Here is a 23026-nt window from a genome sequence, read left to right as displayed (position 1 = left end):
ACTGGTATATACCTAAATAACCAATGAAAAAACTAAAAAGACTGTCAATTTAAGGGAAAAATCCTTTTTTTCATTCTGTTCTTCTTGCAAAAGACAAAATAAGAAAAAAAGTTCCCTCAAATTGGTACAGTCTTATTGGATAGTTAAAGCGCTGAATGTTAGTTGCTGCTTTGCAAAGCTTTATTGGCCGTTGCCAACATTAAACGAATCCGATTCAATTGATTGACCATGGAGACTCCAGGATCATAATCAATCGCAGCAATATTGGCTTTAGGATATTGGTGCCGCAGTTCTTTGATTACACCCTTGCCGACCACATGATTTGGCAAACAACCAAAAGGCTGCATGCAAACGATATTAGTCACATCAGATTTCAATAGATCAATCATTTCACCAGTCAAAAACCACCCTTCACCCGTATGATTACCAATAGATAAGATTTTGCTAGCATCATCTGCTAATTGATAAATCGAGTGTAATCCTTCAAATCGCTGAGAAGCCCGCAACGCACGGTCCATCGGTTTTTGGATCCGTTCGATCAATCCAATGGCAAATTCAGCGATCCATTTGCTTTTTTTGGCCATTCCTAGGTTTTGATAGCGCCAAATCTGATTATAAAGCGAATAATTCATAAAACCAACCATGTCTGGTACTACCGCTTCCGCCCCTTCTGCTTCCAAAAGTCTCACGATATCGTTATTCGCTGTAGGAGAGTATTTCACTAAAATCTCGCCTACCACACCGACTCTTGGTTTCACGATGTCCTGCAGATCAATCGTATCAAAATCGGCAATGATTTTTTTCATGTTGTGGTTGAACAAAGTAAAAGAACCGTTGCGTACATTTTTTTCAACTTTTTTAAGCCACGTTTCATGAAGCCGATCTACAGAACCAGAGATGGCTTCATAAGGCCGCGTTCGATAAACAACTCGTTCAAATAAATCTCCATACAAAAATGCAACAGCCACGCGTTTGAGCATTGGTAATGTAAACTTAAAGCCAGGATTTGACTCCACGCCTTGATTTCCCATGGAGACCGAAACGACGGGAACTTGTGGAAAACCCGCCTCGTTCAATGCTTTACGCAGCAGCGGGATATAATTGGTTGCCCGACATCCCCCGCCCGTTTGTGTCATCAATACGCTAGTGTTTTGCAAGTCATATTTTCCACTTTGGAGTGCTTCGATCAATTGACCGATGGAAATAATGGCTGGATAGCAAGCATCGTTATTTACGAAACGCAGGCCCACATTGACTGCTTCTCGATCATCCGCCGGCAAGCAGATCACATTGTATCCCGAAGCTTGCAGTGCCACATCGACTAACACGCTTTGATGGATTGGGCTTAGCATGGGTAATAACAAAGTATGTTGTTTACGCATTTCTTTAGTAAATGTGATCTTGGCTGGTTCTTCAAAACGTTGAGTAGGAATGAAATGGTTTTTCTCCCTTTCATTGACAGCTGCCTTAAGAGAACGTAAACGGATCCGAATGGCGCCTAAATTAGCCCCTTCATCGATTTTCAATACAGTGTACAATTTGCCATATTGTTCCATAATCTCTTCTACTTGATCTGTTGTGACGGCGTCGATTCCACAACCAAATGAGTTTAGTTGGACCAATTCCAACTGCTTGCTTTTAGCGACGACCCGTGCTGCGGCATATAAACGAGAATGGTAAACCCACTGATTAACGACCCGTAAATGACCGACATTTCCCAAATGCGCAATGCTATCTTCTGTTAATACATGAAAGCCCTCTTGGGTAATCACTTCCGCGATCCCATGATTGATCTCCGGATCCAAATGATAGGGTCTGCCAGAAAGTACGATGCCCCGCTGATTGGTTTCGGTCAGCATCCGTAAGGTTTTTTCCCCTTGCTGACAAACATCTAGCTTAAATTGATCCAATTCTTCAAAACCAAGCCGCAATGCGTGCGCGATCTCTGTCTCAGTGATACCCAAATCTTGAAATTCTTCTGACAACACTTTGACCATTGAAGTTTCGTCTGCCAAATTTAGAAACGGGTTACGATAATCCACACGACCAGCGCGGATATCATCCAGATTGTTGCGAATAACATCTGGGTAGCTTTGTACGATGGGACAGTTGAAATGATTCTCAGCCTGCGCTGTTTCTGGTCTTTCAAAAATAATTCCTGGATAAAAAATCAATGGGACCCCTTGGTCGATCAACGCTTGAATATGTCCATGAGCGATTTTGGCCGGATAACAAGCGGTATCACTTGGAATCGTCTCGATACCTTTCTCATACAATTCTTTGTTTGATCGTGGGGACAATTCAACGCGAAAGCCCAGTTCTGTAAAAAAAGTATGCCATAACGGATAGTTTTCATATAGATTCAATACACGAGGAATGCCGATACGCCCACGAGACGCTTCTTTTTTGCGAAGCGGGCGATACTTAAACAAGCGGCGGTATTTGTAATCGACTAAATTTATCTTGCGCTCTTCTTTTTTGATTTTGATGCTGGCACCCCGCTCGCAGCGATTTCCGGTAATAAATTTGCGTCCATCCGAGAATAAAGTGACAGTCAGCATACAATTATTTTCACATAACCCGCAATGAGTGAATTCTTTTTCAGCAGTAAATTGACTCAATTCATCACTTGAAAGCAAGGTTGTGACTTCACCAATCCCGTAATTTTCTAACGCGATCAGTGCTGCACCATAAGCCCCCATCAAGCCAGCAATTGACGGCCGCACGACTTCCCTGCCGCTGATTTTTTCAAAGGCTCGTAACACCGCCTCATTATAAAAAGTTCCTCCTTGGCAGACGATTTTTTCGCCTAGATCTTCTGGGCGACGAATTTTGATCACTTTATACAAGGCATTTTTGATCACAGAATAGGAGAGACCCGCAGAAATATCCCCGACAGATGCACCTTCTTTTTGGACTTGTTTCACTTTTGAATTCATGAATACCGTACAGCGAGAACCAAGATCGACTGGATTCTTGGCAGTAGTGGCTGCTAACGCAAATTCTTTGACTTCGTATTTCAGCGAACGCGCAAAGGTTTCAATAAAGGACCCGCAGCCTGAGGAACAAGCTTCATTCAGCTGGATCGAAGAGAGCGCACCATCTTTGATAGTCATGGCCTTCATATCCTGCCCGCCAATGTCTAAAATAAAATCGACCCCCGGTTGGAAATGTTCGGCGGCTTTATAATGAGCCATCGTTTCAACTTCACCAATGTCAATTTTCAGTGCATTTTTGATCAACTGTTCTCCATATCCTGTGACCGCAGCTTTCCCAATAAACACAGCTGGTGGCATCTGCTGATACATTTCCTGTAATACCCGCATGGTGGTTTCCAATGGCTGCCCTTCATTGTTGCCATAAAAAGAGTAAAGAATCCTACCCACTTCGTCGATCAATACGACTTTCGTTGTCGTTGAACCCGCATCGATACCGAGAAAGGCTGCTCCTGTATGAGAAGCAAGTTTTTTTTCTTCCACCGAAGATTGGCCATGACGCTGTCTAAAAACTGCGAGCTCTTCTTCCGTAGCAAATAGCGGCGCCAATGTGTGAGACGGTTGCAATTTCGCTGAATCATCGGTTGATAACCGGGCTAATAATGTATTGAGTTGAGCTGTTTCTTCTCCATATAAAGCGGCGCCGATCGCAACAAACAGCTGGGGATTTTCTGGAAAAATAATGTCTTCTTCAGCAATTTGCAGTGTCTCCACAAAGCGGCGCCGTAGTTCAGACATGAAATAAAGGGGGCCACCTAAAAAAGCCACTTTCCCCTTGATTTTACGACCAGCAGCTAACCCTGCAATCGTCTGATTGACCACTGCTTGAAAAATACTGGCGGCGATGTCGGCTTTATCTGCTCCTTCATTGATCAAAGGTTGCACATCTGTTTTTGCGAATACCCCGCAACGGGAAGCGATAGGATAGATCGTTTGATAATTTTTCGCTAAATCATTTACACCATTAGCATCGGTTTTCAACAATACCGCCATTTGATCGATAAACGCACCCGTCCCACCTGCACAGCTACCATTCATTCGTTGTTCCAACGCCCCTTCAAAAAAGGTGATTTTGGCATCTTCTCCCCCTAATTCAATGGCAACATTTGTTTCAGGAATCAGTGTCTCAACTGTTTTAGTACAGGCAATGACCTCTTGCACGAAAGGGATCGCTAAAACTTCGGCCAGTCCCATCCCTCCAGAGCCAGTGATTGCTAGTGCGACCTGTTGATTACCGATGACTTCCTGAGCTTCCAGTAAAACTTTTTTTGTGGCAGTTTTGATATCCGAATAGTGGCGTTCATACTTGGCAAAGAGGGTCTGCTTTTTTTCATTCAAGACCACCATTTTGACAGTCGTCGATCCTACATCGATACCAGCACTTAATTTTTTCATAGGGTGCCTCCGCTTTATCCAACACTTTGTTGATTATCTTACAAACTGTTTGTTATAATACTTATGTCTATTTTAAGAACAATCTATTGACATTTCAACAAACAGATTCATGGGATGTGTGGGATAAGCAACAGGAACGGTAAAAATGTCGTTTAAATTGAGAGGAAGTTCACAAAAATGAAAAAAGTTGATTTGCGGGTTCAACGCACGAATAAACATATCATGGAGGCTTTTATCCGACTCGTAGAGCATAAAGGCTACGATCAAGTGACTGTCCAAGATATTGCCGACGAAGCCATGATCAATCGTGCGACATTCTATGCTCATTATAAAGACAAACAAGATTTATATGAAAAAATTTTTGATATGGCAATCGACTCCTTTACTTCGATTTTGTCCCTTGAAGATTTAGTCCAGGGAAATCGAATCAAGATCAAACGAGTCGAACTTGCGATGACAAAAATCTATCAGCACATTCAGGACAATCGCTTTTTTTATCTGACCATCATGGATGGCGCAGCCATCGAATTAGTCCGGCAACGAATCGCGGAGATTCTCTATGAACAATATGACCATATTTTTTCAAAATTAAAAATTACAGAAAGCTCCATCGAAGTACCGCTGGATTTCGTTATTGAATATATGACATCGATTTTTGTTGGTACTCTGCACTGGTGGCTTACTGCCGATAGTCAAATGACTCCTGACCAACTAGCTAAACTGGTCATTAAATTAGTCGCCAATGGACACTTAACCGTTCTCGGTATCGAAATCGAAGGGTAACATACGAGAAGGAGAGTATATCGTATAAATCAAAAAACCGAACCAGAGTTGCTTCTCCCAGTACTTCCTCTCAGAAATCAGGAAAACGTGAAACGGGTGACAACTCTTGTCCGGTTTATTTGTTATTGGGCTGTTTTACTCAATGTCTTTTCGCAATCAATGATTCTTTGAACGCCATTTGATCGTATCTTTTGTTTTACGCAATTGTGTAACTTTGATACCTTTTGGTGCAATACGAATAGCATAATCTTCACGTTTGACAACATCATACACATGTTCAGCTGCTTCGGTGACTTTTTCTTTTAGATTCAATTTAAATTTCATCTTCTCATCTCCTGAGTTATTTACCTATAGCCTATCGTAAATAAAAAAAATCTTCAACTTTTAACCCTTAGAAATTTGCTATAAATAACGAAGAAAAGTCAGCAAGACATGCTTGCTGACTTCTCTTGATTGTTCACTGACTGGGGTAGCTGGATTCGAACCAACGCATGACGGAGTCAAAGTCCGTTGCCTTACCGCTTGGCTATACCCCAATGGTGGAGGAGAGTGGATTCGAACCACTGAACCCGAAGGAACGGATTTACAGTCCGTCGCGTTTAGCCACTTCGCTACTCCTCCAAACGGCTTTTAAAAAACCTGACTCAGTTATAATACCTAAAAATATAACAAATTGCAAGAGAAAAATGTCATTTTTTTTAAGAAATTATTCATGTAAGTTCCATTGGCGCAAAATCGTTTCAATTGCTGCATCCAAAGTTCGGCTTGCACCTAAATCTTCTTCGCCCAGAAAGCTTTGGAATTCTTTCGGACCGGATGCGAGAATTTCACCAATCACTTTTTTCCCTAATACTAGTTGATGGACTTCATATTCTTTTCCTTGGATCACCTTAACGGTTTCTTCCACACGGACTTCAATATCTTTATTTTTTTTCGACATCATACTCACCTCTTTCAGATACCTTGTTTATTCTACCAGAAAACACCGCAAAGCAAAAGCAAATCTAGTCAACCATTCATCCAGAAAAAAATCATGCAATCACTGATTGTGTTTGCATGATTTTTGCTTATTTTTGATTGGTCAATACCGCACTCAATACCGTATACCCAGCATTGGCAAAAATTTTCTCGATTTCTGACACTTGTCTGGATTCAACTTGAATCTCTACGATCGTTTTCAAAGCCATTCGATTGACCACGATCGTTAAAATACTTAATTGATGATCTGTTAATAACTGCGTGATTTCCGCTAAGACACCGCTGTGGTCATCAATAATCTCAAGAGCTACTCTTGTACCGCCCTCATAATAACCTGTGATCTTCAAGAAAGCATCAAAGATATCATTATTCGTAATGATCCCTACTAGTTCGTCATCTGCTAAAACAGGCAACACACCGACATTTTCTTCTCGCATGACTGCAATCGCGTCTTCTAGCAGCGCCTCCGGTTTGATGGTGGTCACTTTCTTCAGCATGATATCTGCTACAGTCGTTTTGTTTAATAAATAATTCATTTCATAAACACTTAAACTTGTCGCTTTTGAAGGCATTGCTTCTGCAATCGTGCCTTCTGTAATCAGGCCAACTAACCGTTGCTGATCAACAACCGGCAATCGATGGATGTCATGTTTTTTCATTAAGTCTATCGCATCAAATATTGGCATTGCCGAATGAACAGTGATGACATTCTTGGTCATAAAATCACGTACACTCATTTTTCATCCTCCTTGTTGTAAGCTATTAACCGCCTAGATAGGCTTTCTTGACTTCATCACTTTCCAATAACTCTTGCCCGCTTCCTTGCAAGACGATTTTGCCAGTCTCTAGAACATACCCGCGGTCAGCAATGGACAAAGCCATTTTGGCATTCTGCTCAATCAATAAAACGGTCGTTCCTTGCTGTTTGATTTCTTGGATAATCGAGAAGATCTCTTTGATGAATATTGGGGCTAGGCCCATGGATGGTTCATCGAGTAAAAGCAACCGAGGCTTGGACATCAGTGCACGTCCCATTGCCAACATCTGCTGTTCTCCTCCTGATAACGTTGAAGCATCTTGACTTAGTCGTTCTTTTAGGACAGGAAATTTCGTGAAGACCTGCTGATAGTCCTCTTTGACTTGATTGTCTTTTCGCAAAAAAGCGCCCATCTCAAGGTTTTCTTGAACGGAGAGTCCTGGAAAAACGTGACGTCCTTCAGGTACTTGTGATAATCCATTAGCAACGATTTTTTGTGGAGCTTCTTTTTGGATGGGTTTGCCTTCAAAGAGAATCGTGCCTTTAGAGGGTCGGATCAGACCGGAAATCGTCCGCAAAATTGTCGTTTTCCCTGCACCATTGGCACCGATCAACGAGACGATCTCTCCTTGATTGACTTCAAAGGAAACATCATGAACCGCTTGGATCATGCCGTAATGGACACTTAAATTTTCAATACGCAGCATTAGAGTTCCCCTCCTAAATAGGCTTCGATCACTCGCGGATCATTTTTGATCTCTTCTGGCTTTCCATGAGCAATCACTTGCCCATATTCCAGTACATAGATGCGTTCACAAACCTCCATGACTAAACTCATGTCATGTTCGATCAATAAAATCGTCAGTTGAAAGTCTTTTTGGATACGGTAGATCAATTTAGTCAGTTCCGCTGTTTCCTGAGGGTTCATCCCGGCGGCTGGCTCATCAAGAAAAAGGATCTTTGGTTCAGTAGCCAATGCCCGAACGATCTCAAGACGTCGTTGTTCACCGTAAGGAAGATTTTTTGCTAGTGTTTGGCTTTTATTTTCTAAGTCAAAGATACGCAATAATTCCATGACTTTCTCTTTCATTGCAGCCTCTTTGTGATAAAACTTTGGCAACCGCAACACACTCATAAAAAAGCCTTCTTTTTGTTTGCTGTTCATGGCAATCAGAACATTGTCCATCACTGTAAGATCTTTGAACAACCGAATGTTTTGGAAGGTTCGGGATAATCCCATAGCTGCGATATGATAGGGCTTCTCCCCATTTAATCGCTTGGATTGTCCTTGTTCTTCTAAAAGAACGTCGCCTTCACTTGGTTCATAGACGCCTGTCAGCAGATTGAAGAGTGTCGTTTTCCCTGCACCATTCGGACCAATCAGGCCAACTAGTTCATTAGTTTCTAAATGTAAATCGACATGTGAAACTGCCGCCAAACCACCAAAGTTCTTAGTCAGCTTCTTAACTTCCAATAGAGGCATTCGTGTCATCCCCCTTTTTTGTAAATTTATCAAAGATGCGCTTCACAGAAAATTCCCAAGTTCCCAAAAGTCCACTTGGCTTGAAAATCATAATGGCGATCAATGCCAGTGCGTAAATAATCATGCGCAAATCTGAGAAGCCTTGTAAGTACATATTCAATATACCTAATACGACCGCTGAAACCACTGCTCCTGTCGTACTACCGATCCCGCCAAACACAACGATGATCAAGACATCGATCGATTTCATAAAGCCATAATCTTTCGGAAATACCGATTGTTGATAACTTGCATATAATGTACCGGCAATACTAGCCATGACAGCACCCATCACAAAAGCAATCACTTTGTATTTCGTTGTATTGACCCCCATTGCTTCCGCAGCGATCTCATCTTCTCGTATCGCTAATGTTGCTCGTCCTGGTCCACTATGGATAAAATTAGAGACCACCAAGATGGAGCCGACAGCAAAAAGAAAGACGATTTGCCAATTACTGAATTGCGGTAACCCGAATATCCCTGCAGGTCCATTCGTCAATCCTCGTAAATTGACTAATAAGATACGGATAATCTCTGAAACACCTAACGTTGCAATCGCTAAGTAGTCTCCTTTCAAGCGCAATGTTGGAATCCCGACAACTAGTGCGATCAGCCCCGAAACGAACATCCCCACGATCAGACCAGAAAGAAATCCGCCAAATGTAGGATTGTTGGCTGTTAAAATTGCCCCTGCGTAAGCACCAATCGCCATAAAACCTGCATGACCTAAAGAAAATTGTCCCGAAAAACCAATAATTAAATTTAGCCCTACTGCTAAAATAATATTGATTCCGATATTGACGATAATCGCGTCTGAAAATAGATTGATCAATCCGCCGTTATAAGCTGCAAACAAACCAAAGTAGATAACAGCGGCGAGTGCTAACCAAGTAATGTTGTATTTCAAATTCTTTTTCATCACTGACACCTACACTTTCTCTTTCAGGTTCTTGCCCAATATTCCTGCCGGACGGACCAACAATATAATTATTAAAATGACATAGACTAAAGCATCTTTATAATCAGAAAAACCTAATGCAGTAGCAACTGTTTCAATTAGTCCGATCACGAAGCCACCTAATGCTGCCCCAGGAATGATCCCTATACCGCCTAATACAGCCGCAACAAAAGATTTTAGTCCCGGCACAACCCCCATCGTAGGATCGATCGAATTGTAATACAATCCAATTAACATCCCACCAGCAGCTGCTAACGCAGAACCAAGAGCAAATGTGAAGGAAATCGTCCGATTGACATTGATCCCCATCAACCGTGCGGCATCCGCATCCACGCTAACAGCACGCATCGCTTTTCCCATTCTGGTTTTCTTGACGATTAGCTGTAAAAGGATCATTAACGCCAATGAGACTGCTAAAATCAATAATTGTATGTTACTTACCTCCACAAAACCAATACTATAAGTTTTGCGGGCAATGGCTTGTGGAAATGGTCGGACATCTGGTGAAAAGAAAAAAATCATGACATTTTGCAATAAATAGGAAACACCGATAGCGGTGATCAAAGCCGAGATCCGGGTGGAATTCCGGAGTGGGCGATAGGCCAGAAACTCGATCGTCACGCCTAACGCTGCACTAGCGATCATTGAGATGAATAGTGCAGGAAAAAAGCCCAGATTCCATTGATTGATCAAAAAATAACCAATAAAACTGCCGATCATATACACTTCACCATGAGCAAAGTTGATCAGTTTAATGATGCCGTAAACCATCGTGTAGCCTAACGCTAATAAGGCATAGATACTACCTAGAAATAAACCGTTGATTAGTTGTTGGATCATCATTTCCATGTTTTCACTTCCAATACCTTAAATTCTTGATACTTGTCTAAGAAAAAGGAACCGCGACAGAAGTCTGCAGCAACGAGTCAAATGAGTATCTGTCATGATTGATAGGATCACAGATTTACGACTTTTTCATTTATCGTTCATCATTTTGTTCGCTTACCTTCGACTTTGTCTCAGTCCCTATTTGATCGTGTAAAGAACGGTCCTTCTATTTAAGGATTTACTGTATCAGCTGACGTTTCTTTACCTTCAGTTAGTCCTAATACAACTGCTGATTTTTCTGGATTATGATTTTTGTCCATGGTGATCTCTCCCGTCACACCTTGGAAGTTTTTCAAAGCAGATAGTCCTTCAGCAATCGCAGTTGAGTCTGCTGAATCTTGATCTTCAATGGCTTGTTTGATCATGTAGACAGCGTCGTATGCCAATGCATTAAATGCGGAAGGTTCTTTGCTATACTTTGCTTTGAATGCTTCGACAAAAGGTTCTACCTTGTCATTGGCAGGAGCTTTAGTTGAGAAGTGTCCTGTATAATAAACATCCGATACATTTTCCGCTCCTGCTGTTTGGACCATTTTTTCATCACCAAAGCCATCCGCACCAATAATTGGCTGATCGATTCCTAATTCTCGGGCTTGCTTGATAATCAAACCAGCTTCGGTGTAGTAGCCAGGAATGAACAATACATCAAAGTCAGCATTTTTGATTTTCGTCAACACCGCTTGGAAATCTTTGTCACCTTCTGTGAAATTCTCTTCGAGTACAATGTCGCCATTGTAGCTATCTTTAAAGGCTGCTGATAATCCATTCGCATAGTCGCTGGAATTATCGCCTAAAATAATTGCTTTTTTAGCATCCAAGTTGTCTGCAGCATATTTTGCTAAGATCGTTCCTTGGAAACTGTCTTGGAAACAAGAACGGAAAGCAAATCCTTGAACTTTGTCACTGCTGACAGTAATCGCATCATCTGTTCCGGAAGGTGTCACTAACGGAACTTGTGCTTTGGTGACATTTGGCAATGCCGCCTTCGTCGCACCTGAAGTTGCTGGCCCGATCATTGCTACTACTTTATCATTGGTCGTTAAATTGGCTGCGACTGTCGCTGACTCATTATTGTCAGATTTGTTATCTTTTGAAACAATTTCAATTTGTTTTCCTAAGATACCGCCACTCTCATTGATTTCTTCAACCGCCAGATCAATTCCTTCTTTTTCCGCCGTTCCATAAGCTGCAACAGCACCCGATAATTCTAAATTGACACCAATTTTGATCGTATCACCTTCTTGTTTGTTGCCACCGCTAGCAGAACCGCTACCGCTAGTGGAACCACCAGTTGGTCCCGCACTACAAGCCGATAATAAAAATAAACTAGCAAATAAAAATGCAAATTTCTTTTTCATCATTATTCCTCCCCTACTCCCATGGATATGTTATCAAATATACTTAATAATAGGGAAAATGTCAACGAATTATCAGAATATTTTCTTTATTCAGATACTTTAAATTATTTTAAAAAAAATAAAGATTGATGCGTCGCGATTGTAATCGATTTCCGAAAAAAATAGTTGTGACCACTCTTCCAAAGTGATCACAACTTGTGTATCTGTTGATTCAAGGTTTATGTTTAAAATTGAAAAAAATGGCAGCAACAATGCGCTGAATCAATTCAGCACTTGTGCGGTGAAATTAGCTGCCGCTCCAACTAGATTGGCATCGTTTCGATAATCACAAAGCTTAATCAGTGGAACAAAGTCATTTAAGTCTTGTGCTGCCAGCATTTTCTTCATTCGTTGATTGATTTCTGGCAACAATCCTGCTTTTGCACTGACTCCGCCACCAATAATCAATACTTCAGGGTCAAAAGCAAATTGGATGCTGAATAACCCTTCAGTCAAATAGCGATAAAATTTGTCTACCTCTTCTTTGGCGATAATATCACCTTCTTCTGCTCGACGAAAGACTTCCTCGCCACTGATCGTTTTGCGGTCCACACCGATTCGGTCACAATAACGCCAAGCCATTTGAACAGCCGTCCCTAACTGTGAAAAAGATTTGCCTTTATCAAGAACCATCAAACCAAACTCGCCGCCGTAAAGATGGGCGCCTTTGATCAGTTTTCCTTGTTGAAAAAGTGCTCCGCCGACCCCAGTACCAATCACGATGAATGCTGCCGTGTCAAAATCTTTCCCAGCGCCTTGATAAAATTCTGCCATTCCGGCACAATTGGCATCATTCTCAATAGTGACTGGCAATTGAAATAACGCTTCCAATTCAGCGAAAATATTAAATCCGTGAATATATGGAATGGCGCTGATCCCATTGATCTGCTGCTGTGCAACATTCACCGCTCCTGGCGCACTAATGCCAACGCCTTCAAGAGGTTTTTTAATGCTATCTCGAATTGCTTTGAGCTCTTCTTTCATTTTTTGCCAAGTATCAGGCGTCGCAAATTGTCCTTTGTCACTTAATTGTTCGTCCTGCCATAATCCATATTTCACTGCAGAACCGCCCATATCAAATACTAGTAATGTCATCTCAACATTCCTTTCTCACTCAGTTGTCTCCCTTATTTTACTGTACTTTCCTCAGTTAAGAAAGCGATTTCTGTTGATTTCGTTGAAAAGGACAATAACGCGCTCTAAATGATTTGATTCAGAGTAACATGAATGGCGGACAAAACCCATTTTTCAAATGAAGTCAAAGTGCGCGAGATGCTTTTTAGAGAATTTTCTCTAAAATCACTTGATCAGTAAGTAGAATGCCGTTCTCACAAATGGGCTCTTTGTAATGATCGACAAAATAGTTTTTGACTACTTTTTTTTCAATGAAACCCATTTTTTTATAAAGTGTTAACGCTGCGGAAGGAAGATTACCAGTTTTGATAGTTACACAAAGAGTTTCCGTAGTTTTTGTTGCAGCAATCTTACTTAACGCTGCGGTCAGTAAACGACCACCGATTCCTTGATTCTGTGCTTCCGGTGCAACAGCAACATTCATGATTTCCCATCCTGCTGTTTGCAGTTGATAAACAATCACTCCTACGATCTGCTGCTCATTTTCAAAAACAAGAATCTCACTGGCTTGTATGTATCGATCTACCGCTTCTTTTTCTGGATCAGCATCCAGTAATAGCGGCCATGGCAAAGATTCTTTTGGTGATAAAGCTCGAATCATCGTTTTGCTCCTTTACTCCGTTCATTCCTGCCTACCCCTGCAGTTTGAAGGGTTTATTTTTTGCGATAGTGATAAGTAGGCTGCTCCTGATCTTGGGTATTTCGTTTTAGTGTAAAGCGCTGAGGTACGTAGTCGATTCCCCCTTTTACAAAGGGATGACAACGTAAAATTCGCGAGATTCCCATCAAACTTCCTTTACCTGCCCCATGTACTTGGATCGCCTGAATCATATAGGACGAACACGTAGGATAATAGCGACAGCTAGGGGGAAATAAGGGAGAGATGAATCGCTGATACAGCCGAACAAATCCAATCAAAAGCTTGCTCACATCTCATACTCCTCTCTCTTCTATTTATAGAATTGAAAAAAACTAGAATAAAGCAATGTGCTCCATTCTAGTTTCAGCTTTGTTTACTTCATGAAGTCCAATATATGGTTCCATAGATGAGGCGAGAACACTTTTAACGGCATACCGTCTCCAATGATACCATAGCCGATCATAGTGCCGGCAATAAAGAGCAGGATCGCCAATAAGATAACCAACAAAATTTTTACCAAACTAGTTAAAATATATCGATTAAGCTTCAAGGTCGCATCTCCTCTTTAAACGGTTACTGGTGCTGTTTTTTCAGAAGTTGTTACCCGCTCAACAGAAGCACCTAACTGTTGCAATTTTTCGTGGAATTTATAATAGCCACGGTCAAGATACTTCAGATTACGGACACGAGTCAATCCGTTTGAACGCAAGCCTAATAAAATCAAAGCTGCTGCCGCTCGTAGATCCGTTGCATAAACTAGCGCGCCTTGTAATTCGTGGCCGCCTTCGATCACAGCGATGTTTCCGTCAATTTTAACATGACCGTTCATACGGCGCATTTCTTCTAAATGTTGGAAGCGATTTTCAAAAACCGTTTCATTCACGATGCTAGTCCCATCAGCCAACATTTGAATCGCAGTCATTTGCGCTTGCATATCTGTTGGGAAACCTGGATGAGGCATCGTTTTTACATCAGTTGCTTTGATTGTTTTAGGTCCAACTACCCGAATCCCTTCTGGAACTTCAGTGATTTTAGCACCCATTTCAGTTAATTTTGAAATCAGTGGACGATTGTGTTCAGAAATTGCATCTTTGATAATCACATCGCCTTCTGTCATTGCAGCAGCTACCATGAAAGTTCCTGCTTCAATACGGTCTTGTACGATCGCATGAGAGACCGCATGCAAATGGTCGACGCCTTCAATGCGCATGGTTTCTGTCCCAGCACCAAAGACTTTTGCGCCCATTTTATTTAAAATGTTCGCTAAATCTACGATTTCAGGCTCTCGAGCGACGTTCTCAATGATCGTCGTTCCTTTGGCTTTGACTGCTGCCATCATGATGTTTTGAGTAGCGCCTACACTCGGAAAATCAAGGTAGATCGTATTTCCTTTTAACTCACTAGCAATCGCTTCTATGTAGCCATCTTTTTGAATAATTTCAGCTCCCAGAGCTTGGAATCCTTTGAGATGCAGATCAATTGGTCGTTTGCCAATAGCACAACCTCCTGGCATTGCAACTTTCGCATGACCATTTCTGGCTAATAAAGGTCCCATAACAACGATTGACGCACGCATTTGACTAACATATTCATACGGTGCTTCAATAGCTAATTCGCGGGAAGCATCCATTGTAATGGTATTTTTTGATTGATCAAAAGCAATCTCGACGTTTAAATGACGGATCACTTCATTCATTGTCAAAACATCAGATAAAATCGGTACATTCTCTAAAGTCGTTGTTCCTTCTTCTGCTAACAAACTTGCTGCTAAAATAGGTAAAACGGCATTCTTTGCACCTTCAACCTTGACAGTTCCAATTAAACGATTACCACCTTGAACGATAATCTCTTCCATTTTGTTCCCTCCAAATAATGCAGTTGAATCATACACAAAATCTTGACAATTATAGCATACAATCGCACAACCTGCATGTATTATTGAATTTCTTAAAAACCTATTAAAAATAAATTACGGCATAATGCAATCAGTTCAAGGAAAAAAGTGCTAGCAGTATAGCCTAAAGCAATTGCTAAAAAGACCATGACCATCCGTATTTGCGTCGTTTGTAAGGCTTTAAAAAAAGCATCGATCCGCAAAGACTGCAACGCCCAAAACGCTAAATAGATAAATGCTAAATGACTGACGATACGAATAATCGCATCTACTCCGTAAACTTGCATCCTCGATTCTCCTTTTCACATCTGAACGTTACTATCATACCACAAAATTTAAAAGAGCCAAAATATTCTTTCTTGAAACTTTCATTGGAAGACTTTAAAAAGACTTTAAAACGTTTTTGAGATAAAAAAAAGCAAAGACCACTGGTCTTCGCTTAGGAATGTTTTGACACATTGATTCGATTGATTGCACGATGCAAAGCAACAGTCGCACGTCGTAATTGGTCGATATCTTCCACTTGTTTTGCTTCTTCGATTTGCTTTTCGGCACGCTGTTTGGCACGTTCAGCACGAGAAACATCGATATCACGATCACGTTCAGCACTATCGGCTACAATTGAAACTACATTGTCCCGCACTTCCATGATTCCGCCATTGACAGCGATCCAATCGACGTGAGTATCGGAATCGATCCGTTTCACTCGAACTTCATCGATAGCCAAAGGCACGATGATCGGCGCGTGTTGCGGTAAGATCCCGATTTCTCCATCTGTCGTTCGTGCAACCACGATTTTGGCATGGTGTTCATACACCAAACCAGCAGGTGTCACCACATTAACCGTTAAAAATTGATCCATGAGGTTCCCCTCTTTCTCTATGGTTGCTTATTAATAACCTAGTGCTTTTGCTTTTTCAATTACATCTTCGATTCGACCTACACTTCGGAAGGCTTCTTCAGGAAGATCATCGTATTTACCTTCTAAAATCTCAGCAAATCCTTTGATGGTTTCTTCAACTGGCACATAAGAACCTGGTTGTCCTGTAAATTGTTCCGCTACGTGGAAGTTTTGTGATAAGAAGAATTGGATTCGACGCGCACGCGCTACGAGAGTCTTTTCTTCATCTGACAATTCATCCATCCCTAAGATCGCGATGATATCTTGCAATTCACGGTAACGTTGCAACGCATGCTGAACTTCGGTTGCTACTTCATAGTGTTTTTCCCCTACGATTTCAGGAGCTAATGCACTTGATGATGAAGCCAATGGATCTACCGCAGGATAAATCCCTTGTTCAGTCAATTTACGTTCCAAGTTCGTTGTCGCATCCAAATGGGCAAATGCAGTTGCTGGTGCTGGGTCAGTATAGTCATCGGCTGGCACATAGATGGCTTGAATCGATGTTACAGATCCTTTTTTCGTAGAAGTGATTCGTTCTTGTAATTGACCCATTTCAGTTGCTAGAGTTGGTTGATAACCAACGGCTGATGGCATCCGGCCTAACAAGGCAGATACTTCAGAACCCGCTTGTGTGAAACGGAAAATATTATCGATAAACAAGAGCACATCTTGACCTTCAACGTCACGGAAATACTCAGCTATGGTCAAACCAGTCAAAGCAACCCGCATCCGGGCACCTGGTGGTTCATTCATTTGACCGAAAACCATGGCTGTCTTTTCGATAACGCCTGATTCTTTCATTTCATAATACAAGTCATTACCTTCACGCGTCCGCTCGCCAACACCGGTAAATACTGAAATTCCCCCATGCTCTTGAGCGATATTGTGAATCAATTCTTGAATCAATACGGTTTTACCAACACCGGCACCACCGAACAAGCCGACTTTACCACCTTTTAAGTAAGGAGCTAATAAATCGATAACTTTGATCCCAGTTTCAAGGATTTCTGTACTTGTTGACAATTCATCGAAATCTGGGGCTTTTTTGTGGATACCACTACGTTTGGCATCTTCTGGGAATGGTGCTTCCAAGTCGATAGTATCGCCTAGTACATTAAATACTCGGCCTAGAGTATCTGTTCCTACAGGGACAGAGATTGAGGCACCTGTATCGATGACTTCCATTCCTCGTTGCAAACCGTCTGTAGATTCCATTGCGATGGTGCGGATCACACCATCCCCTAGTTCTAAAGCGGCTTCCAATACTACTTTTGTTTTTTTCTCGTCTTTTTTGTAAACGATCAACGCATTGTTGATATCTGGTAAGGATTGGTCTAGAGAGAATTCCACGTCGACAACGGGACCAATGACTTGAACAATCTTGCCTGAACTCATTCGTATTCCTCCATTCGTTCTCGAAATTATTCTAACGCGGATGCCCCCGCAACAATTTCAGTAATTTCTTGGGTGATTGCTCCTTGACGCGCCCGGTTATAAGAAATCGTCAAATCCCCAATAATATTTTTGGCATTATCTGTTGCCGTCTTCATCGCAGTCATTCCAGCAGCATGCTCTGCTGTTTTGGCATCGACAATGGCACCATAAATCAAGCTTTCAGCATATTGCGGCAACAACTGATCCAAAATTGCTTCTCTTGAAGGCTCAAACAAATACTCTTGTTCATAGCTTTCTGCTTCTTCTGGATCCAAATCTGAGATAGGCAGCATTTTTTCCACGCGAAATTGGCTCGTCAACGAATTGATGTGATGGTTATAACAAACATATAGTTCATCAAATACTTCATTTTGATACATCGTTGTAGCTAAGGTAACAATTTTACGCACTTCGTCAAAACTTGGCTGATCGGAAAGATTTCTCAACTCATAAGCTAACTTGATTCCTCGTGTTTTAAAGAAATCTGCTCCTGTCGCACCGATGGCGATCATAACATATTCTTCATCTTGAGCATGATCTTCGTCCAGCATCGTCATCATTTGTTTCAAAATCGAACTGTTGTAGCCACCGACTAAACCGCCATCTGAAGTAATGACGATATAGCCAGTGCGCTTTACAGGACGACTAACAAGCATACTGTTGTAATTGACGCCCTCTTTAGGTCCAGCAGCTGCAAGATCTGAGAGTTGTTGCGCAGTAAGGTGAGTAACGATCTCACGCACTTTCGTTGCATAGACTTGAAATTGTTTTGAGTGTGCTTCTGATTTAGTCAATTTAGCAGCCGAAACCATTTGCATGGCGTTTGTGATCTGACTGGTTTTCTTGGTTGAGGCAATTCGTTGCTTGATCTCATTTAATGAAGCAGCCATTCATTCTCACCTCTTTTATGCATTTTGCATTGTTGACATTTTGTCTTGTGCTGAAACACGTGATGTATTTGCAGCCATGAAAATATCTTTGAATGCTTTGATTGTGTCATCTAATAAGCTTTCTTCTGGCAAGTCTTTCGTTGCACGAATCGTTTCAAACACATCTGCTTGATTTGCTTCAATGTATTCAAACAATTCTGCTTCAAAGTCTAATACTTTATTTACTGGCACACTGTCAAGGAATCCGTGCGTCAATGCGTATAAAATAACCACTTGTTTTTCAACTGCCAATGGTTCATGCAGTTTTTGTTTCAAAATTTCAACAGTCCGACGTCCACGATTCAATTTTGCTTGAGTAGCGGCATCTAAATCAGAACCAAATTGCGTGAAGGCTTCTAACTCGCGGTAACTTGCCAAGTCCAAACGCAATGTTCCAGCCACTTTCTTCATCGCTTTGATTTGTGCAGAACCCCCAACCCGTGAAACGGAAAGTCCGGCAGCTACGGCAGGGCGAACACCTGAATAAAACAGGTCATTTTCTAAGAAAATTTGTCCGTCTGTAATGGAGATCACGTTGGTTGGAATATAAGCAGAGATATCTCCTGCTTGGGTTTCAACGAATGGCAAGGCAGTCATTGAGCCTCCGCCTAGTTCATCACTTAATTTTGCAGCCCGTTCCAATAAGCGAGAATGCAAGTAGAAAACGTCCCCTGGGTAAGCTTCACGACCTGGCGGACGACGAAGTAGTAAGGAAAGTTCCCGATAAGCAACGGCTTGTTTTGATAAATCATCAAAAACGATCAAAACGTGTTTACCGTTATACATGAATTCTTCACCCATTGCTGCTCCAGCATAAGGGGCGATATATAATAGTGGTGCAGGTTGAGAAGCACCGGCTGATACCACGATCGTATAGTCAAGCGCACCATAACGGCGCAATGTTTCTACTTGTGCACGAACCGTGGAATCTTTTTGACCGATCGCTACATAAATACAGATCATATTTTGACCTTTTTGGTTGATGATCGTATCGATTGCGATGGTTGTCTTCCCTGTTTTACGGTCACCAATGACCAATTCACGTTGTCCGCGTCCGATTGGAACTAAAGCATCAATGGCTTTCAATCCAGTCTGCATTGGTTCTGAAACGGATTTACGTTGCATAACACCAGGTGCAGCTGCTTCTACCGGACGAGATTTATCTGTATCGATTGGACCTAAGCCATCGATTGGTTGTCCTAACGGATTCACTACTCGTCCAATCAAGGCATCCCCAACAGGAACTTCCATGATTTTTCCAGTACGTTTTACTTTGTCACCTTCACGAATGGATTCAAATTCACCTAAGATGATGATCCCTACATCGTTTGATTCCAAGTTTTGGGCCATACCGTAAGAACCGTTTGAAAACTCAAGCAATTCTCCACTCATCGCATTTTCTAATCCGTGAGCCCGGGCGATCCCATCCCCTACGTATGTGACTGTTCCAATTTCTTCTACAGAAAGTTCATTTTGATAATTTTTGATTTGTTCTTTGATCAAGGCACTTATTTCTTCTGCTTTGATGGCCATCCGATTCACCTCTTATCTCTTGTTTATCTGCCGATCTGTTGTCGCAGATAATCCAGTTGGCTCTTAATACTACCGTCGATCACTTGATGATTGGCTTCCACGATGACCCCACCTAAAATGGCTGGATCAACTTTTTCTGAAAGCACTGCTTTCTGGTAGCCGAGCGTCTGTGCGATTTGTTTCGACAATTGTTCTTTTTGACTTGACGACAATGCAACTGCTGTGGTCACCGTACCACTGACTAAACCTTGCTGCTCGTCATAGCGGCGTTCATACTCATCAATGATCAGCAATAGGTCGTCCATACGATTATATTCATACACGATCTCAAGAAAATTTTTGACTAATCCATCAAAGTTATTAAATAACTGATCAACAAGTTTTCTTTTTTCATGAAGATCCAAACGATTATCGGTCACGATTTGGCCAAACATCGGAATCTTTTGATAAATCTGACGTAGTGTCATCAACTCATGATAAACAGCTTCAGCTCGTTGTTCTTCCATCGCCAATTCGAACAACGCCTTGCCATAGCGTTTACCTACAGTAAATTTATCGAGTTTCATTGACTGAACCTAATCCTTCGATATATTGATTAATTAAAGATTCATGATTTTCGGGAGTCAATTCACGGCCCAAGATTTTTTCTGCGATTTGAAGTGAAAGATCTGCAACATCATCTTTGACTTCTTTTAACGCAGCTTCTTTTTCAAGCGTGATATCTGAGTGAGCTTTTTCTTTCAAACGAGAAACTTCTTCTTTGGTCTCGTTCAAAATATTTTGGCGACTCAATTCTCCGCTGTCTTTGGCGCTTTTGATGATCTCCGCAGCTTCTGAATGGGAATTGGCCAATTTTTCTTGGCGTTCTTTTTCCAGTTTCGCTGCATTCAAGCGGGATTGTTCCGCTGAATCCAAATCATTGGCGATTTTTTCTTCCCGTTTTTGCATCATGCTACTAATGGCATCCCATGCAAAGTGTTTCAACAAGAATAGCAAAAGAAGAATTGAGCCGCTGACAAGAATAATATTGCCAAGCATAGCATTTTTTACTTCTGCTAGAACCAAGTGATTTAGCATAACGACTCTTCCTTTCTGAAAGTAATTCTCTCATTTAAAAAAGCAAAAACGAGTGCATTGTTCGTTTCTGCCTTTTTCACGTTTAGCCTTGGAAGACTAATAGCAACGCGATAACTACCCCCAAAATAGGCACAGCTTCGACTAGCGCTACCCCGATAAACATTGTTGAACGTAATTGACCTGACATTTCAGGTTGACGTGCCATTGATTCGATCGTTTTGGCGATTACTTGTCCGTTACCATAACCTGCACCAATTGCTGCTCCGATAATTGCTAATCCTGCTCCGATGAAATTCATATTGTTTTTCCTCCTAAAAGTGTTTGTTTTGATTAGTGTTCCGCCACGATTTTGTGGCTCATAAATACCATGGTCAATGTGACAAATACATAGGCTTGGATGGCGCCTATAAACAATGAGAAGCCAATCCAAATCATTTCAAGCGGCATCGCGATAGGCAATGACCACCAACCTAGACTTGTGAACATATTCGCTATCAACCCTAACAAGACCTCTCCAGCAAAAATATTCCCATAAAGCCGTAAGCCCAAAGTAATAACATTTGTAAATTCTTCGATAATTTTCAATGGTAATAAGAAACCAACTGGTTTCAAGTAAGAATTGATCATAAAGTTTTTGAAACCAAGCGTTTTGATACCAAAGAAATGTGTCAAACTAATAACCATAAGTGCAAGTGTCAAGGTGACAAAAGGATCCGCTGTGGGACTCTTCCATAAAGAGACATCATCAGCTGTCACGATCTTTGTGACCAGCCCAATTTCATTCGCCACAAACACAAAAAGAAACATTGTTACACCCAGCAAATGAAAGTTGTTCACTTGCGATCCTGGTATATTGTCAGCTACGATTCCGCGAACAAAATCAATGACCCATTCAATAAAGTTCTGCTTCCCTTTTGGCTTCATTTGCAAATTTCGTGTACAAATGAACACCACCAAAAAAACAATTATACAAGAAATGATTGTCATCATTGCTACAGTTCCATCAAACCAAATCGGACCGATGTGAAACATAAGCGATTTTTCATCCAATCTTTCTCACCTCTTTTCCTGTCATCTCCAGAAAATATCTGGTGTTACAATGCGTTTCCTCTCATAACAATCGGTATCATACCACCACGACAAGAAAATTTCAAAGTATTTTCAAGAAAATTAGACAAAAAAGTTTTTCTGCCAAAATTCGAAAAAAAACTTAATTGAAACACTGTCGTGAAATTTCATGAAAAGCTTGGTACATCAGTACCTTTGCCTTAAATGCTACCAAATTTTTCCCTAATCTCAAAGCAATACACTTTAAATGATTCTAAAAGAACTTCTTAGAAGATTAAAAGTTTCTAAGAGCACGATCAATTTGCCGTTCCTGATCTTTTCGTTTTAGGGTTTCTCGCTTGTCATATTCGCGTTTTCCTTTGGCTAAGCCGATCAAAACTTTGGCATAACCATCTTTGATATAAACTTTTAGCGGAACAATGGTCATTCCTGTATTTTTGCTTTCACCGATTAACCGAGCAATCTGCTTTTTATGCAGTAACAATTTTCTTGTACGCAAAGGATCATGATTAAAAATGTTCCCCTGTTCATAAGGACTTATATGAACATTATACAAATAGGCTTCTCCATTACGGATACGAACAAAGCCGTCTTTTAGATTGATCCGACTGTTGCGGATCGATTTGATCTCAGTTCCTTGCAGCACGATCCCTGCTTCGATCGTATCAAGGATCGTGTAGTCATGACGAGCTTTTTTGTTTTGGGCAATTAGTCTGCCCTCTCCCTTAGGCAACGGTCA

The 23026-nt window shown here is 41.3% G+C and carries 25 protein-coding genes and 2 tRNA genes; 1 reads left to right on the top strand and 26 read right to left on the bottom strand.

Annotation, left to right across the window (positions count from 1 at the left end):
- Positions 1-158: 158 nt before the first annotated feature.
- A complete protein-coding gene (locus IGJ28_RS06990) occupies positions 159-4391 on the bottom strand; it encodes an acyl-CoA dehydratase activase-related protein (protein ID WP_438845302.1) in 4233 nt (1410 codons plus the stop codon).
- 177 nt (positions 4392-4568) lie between these two features.
- On the opposite strand from IGJ28_RS06990, the gene IGJ28_RS06985 reads away from it, so the two are divergent.
- Positions 4569-5174 (top strand): TetR/AcrR family transcriptional regulator, encoded by a 606-nt coding sequence (locus IGJ28_RS06985; RefSeq protein ID WP_003127606.1) that lies wholly within the window; start codon positions 4569-4571, stop codon positions 5172-5174.
- Positions 5175-5330: 156 nt separating this feature from the next.
- Here IGJ28_RS06985 and IGJ28_RS06980 read toward each other — a convergent pair whose 3' ends face one another.
- From IGJ28_RS06980 to smpB, 25 genes are all read right to left on the bottom strand, one after another.
- Complete coding sequence (locus tag IGJ28_RS06980; protein WP_003127605.1) at positions 5331-5498, bottom strand: hypothetical protein; 168 nt, start codon at positions 5496-5498, stop codon at positions 5331-5333.
- 140 nt (positions 5499-5638) lie between these two features.
- Positions 5639-5710: transfer RNA gene (locus IGJ28_RS06975), tRNA-Gln, on the bottom strand.
- 1 nt (position 5711) lies between these two features.
- Positions 5712-5795: transfer RNA gene (locus tag IGJ28_RS06970), tRNA-Tyr, on the bottom strand.
- An 85-nt stretch (positions 5796-5880) separates the two neighbouring features.
- Positions 5881-6117, bottom strand: coding sequence for a DUF2969 domain-containing protein (locus IGJ28_RS06965; protein WP_005471857.1), 237 nt, complete (start codon positions 6115-6117; stop codon positions 5881-5883).
- 124 nt (positions 6118-6241) lie between these two features.
- The gene (locus IGJ28_RS06960; RefSeq protein ID WP_003127602.1) at positions 6242-6889 is read right to left on the bottom strand and encodes a CBS and ACT domain-containing protein; all 648 of its coding nucleotides are present in this window, start codon (positions 6887-6889) and stop codon (positions 6242-6244) included.
- A gap of 25 nt (positions 6890-6914) precedes the next feature.
- Positions 6915-7616, bottom strand: coding sequence for an ABC transporter ATP-binding protein (locus IGJ28_RS06955; RefSeq protein ID WP_005471855.1), 702 nt, complete (start codon positions 7614-7616; stop codon positions 6915-6917).
- Positions 7616-8392 carry an ABC transporter ATP-binding protein gene (locus IGJ28_RS06950; protein WP_252712200.1) on the bottom strand — a complete coding sequence of 259 codons (777 nt, stop codon included), beginning with the start codon at positions 8390-8392 and terminating at the stop codon, positions 7616-7618. Before IGJ28_RS06950 ends, IGJ28_RS06955 begins: the two co-directional genes overlap by 1 nt.
- Positions 8373-9350, bottom strand: coding sequence for a branched-chain amino acid ABC transporter permease (locus IGJ28_RS06945; protein WP_005471852.1), 978 nt, complete (start codon positions 9348-9350; stop codon positions 8373-8375). The genes IGJ28_RS06950 and IGJ28_RS06945 overlap by 20 nt, the downstream gene beginning before the upstream one ends.
- Before the next feature lie 9 nt (positions 9351-9359).
- Positions 9360-10238, bottom strand: a complete 879-nt coding sequence (locus tag IGJ28_RS06940; RefSeq protein WP_003127599.1) for a branched-chain amino acid ABC transporter permease — start codon at positions 10236-10238, stop codon at positions 9360-9362.
- A gap of 209 nt (positions 10239-10447) precedes the next feature.
- Positions 10448-11635 (bottom strand): ABC transporter substrate-binding protein, encoded by a 1188-nt coding sequence (locus IGJ28_RS06935; RefSeq protein WP_003127598.1) that lies wholly within the window; start codon positions 11633-11635, stop codon positions 10448-10450.
- Between the two features lie 261 nt (positions 11636-11896).
- Positions 11897-12769, bottom strand: coding sequence for an ROK family protein (locus tag IGJ28_RS06930; RefSeq protein ID WP_003127596.1), 873 nt, complete (start codon positions 12767-12769; stop codon positions 11897-11899).
- A 184-nt stretch (positions 12770-12953) separates the two neighbouring features.
- Positions 12954-13409 (bottom strand): GNAT family N-acetyltransferase, encoded by a 456-nt coding sequence (locus IGJ28_RS06925; RefSeq protein WP_252712199.1) that lies wholly within the window; start codon positions 13407-13409, stop codon positions 12954-12956.
- 53 nt (positions 13410-13462) lie between these two features.
- Positions 13463-13738 (bottom strand): membrane protein insertion efficiency factor YidD, encoded by a 276-nt coding sequence (gene yidD / locus IGJ28_RS06920; protein ID WP_003127593.1) that lies wholly within the window; start codon positions 13736-13738, stop codon positions 13463-13465.
- 83 nt (positions 13739-13821) lie between these two features.
- Positions 13822-13998: a DNA-directed RNA polymerase subunit beta gene (locus IGJ28_RS06915; protein ID WP_005471848.1), complete on the bottom strand. Its 177-nt coding sequence runs from the start codon at positions 13996-13998 to the stop codon at positions 13822-13824.
- A 15-nt stretch (positions 13999-14013) separates the two neighbouring features.
- The gene (murA, locus tag IGJ28_RS06910; protein WP_003127592.1) at positions 14014-15303 is read right to left on the bottom strand and encodes a UDP-N-acetylglucosamine 1-carboxyvinyltransferase; all 1290 of its coding nucleotides are present in this window, start codon (positions 15301-15303) and stop codon (positions 14014-14016) included.
- A 92-nt stretch (positions 15304-15395) separates the two neighbouring features.
- Positions 15396-15629: a DUF1146 family protein gene (locus IGJ28_RS06905; protein WP_003127591.1), complete on the bottom strand. Its 234-nt coding sequence runs from the start codon at positions 15627-15629 to the stop codon at positions 15396-15398.
- Between the two features lie 152 nt (positions 15630-15781).
- Positions 15782-16204, bottom strand: coding sequence for a F0F1 ATP synthase subunit epsilon (locus tag IGJ28_RS06900; protein WP_003127590.1), 423 nt, complete (start codon positions 16202-16204; stop codon positions 15782-15784).
- Positions 16205-16234: 30 nt separating this feature from the next.
- Entirely contained in the window at positions 16235-17641 is a 1407-nt protein-coding gene (atpD, locus tag IGJ28_RS06895; RefSeq protein ID WP_003127589.1) for a F0F1 ATP synthase subunit beta, read from the bottom strand.
- Positions 17642-17667: 26 nt separating this feature from the next.
- Positions 17668-18570, bottom strand: a complete 903-nt coding sequence (locus IGJ28_RS06890; RefSeq protein ID WP_003127588.1) for a F0F1 ATP synthase subunit gamma — start codon at positions 18568-18570, stop codon at positions 17668-17670.
- 15 nt (positions 18571-18585) lie between these two features.
- Positions 18586-20142, bottom strand: coding sequence for a F0F1 ATP synthase subunit alpha (gene atpA / locus IGJ28_RS06885; RefSeq protein WP_003127587.1), 1557 nt, complete (start codon positions 20140-20142; stop codon positions 18586-18588).
- Between the two features lie 23 nt (positions 20143-20165).
- Entirely contained in the window at positions 20166-20708 is a 543-nt protein-coding gene (atpH, locus tag IGJ28_RS06880) for an ATP synthase F1 subunit delta (RefSeq protein WP_438845301.1), read from the bottom strand.
- Entirely contained in the window at positions 20695-21219 is a 525-nt protein-coding gene (gene atpF, locus IGJ28_RS06875; RefSeq protein WP_003127585.1) for a F0F1 ATP synthase subunit B, read from the bottom strand. Before atpF ends, atpH begins: the two co-directional genes overlap by 14 nt.
- 82 nt (positions 21220-21301) lie before the next feature.
- A complete protein-coding gene (gene atpE / locus IGJ28_RS06870; protein ID WP_003127584.1) occupies positions 21302-21517 on the bottom strand; it encodes an ATP synthase F0 subunit C in 216 nt (71 codons plus the stop codon).
- Between the two features lie 32 nt (positions 21518-21549).
- The gene (gene atpB / locus IGJ28_RS06865) at positions 21550-22269 is read right to left on the bottom strand and encodes a F0F1 ATP synthase subunit A (protein ID WP_003127582.1); all 720 of its coding nucleotides are present in this window, start codon (positions 22267-22269) and stop codon (positions 21550-21552) included.
- A gap of 292 nt (positions 22270-22561) precedes the next feature.
- The gene (gene smpB, locus IGJ28_RS06860) at positions 22562-23020 is read right to left on the bottom strand and encodes an SsrA-binding protein SmpB (protein WP_003127581.1); all 459 of its coding nucleotides are present in this window, start codon (positions 23018-23020) and stop codon (positions 22562-22564) included.
- Positions 23021-23026: the final 6 nt, after the last annotated feature.

It is taken from the genome of Enterococcus sp. AZ091 (assembly GCF_051714805.1).
GTDB lineage: Bacteria > Bacillota > Bacilli > Lactobacillales > Enterococcaceae > Enterococcus_D > Enterococcus_D gallinarum.
Note: the sequence above shows the minus strand (reverse complement) of the source record. Positions and strands in the feature narration are given on the sequence as shown.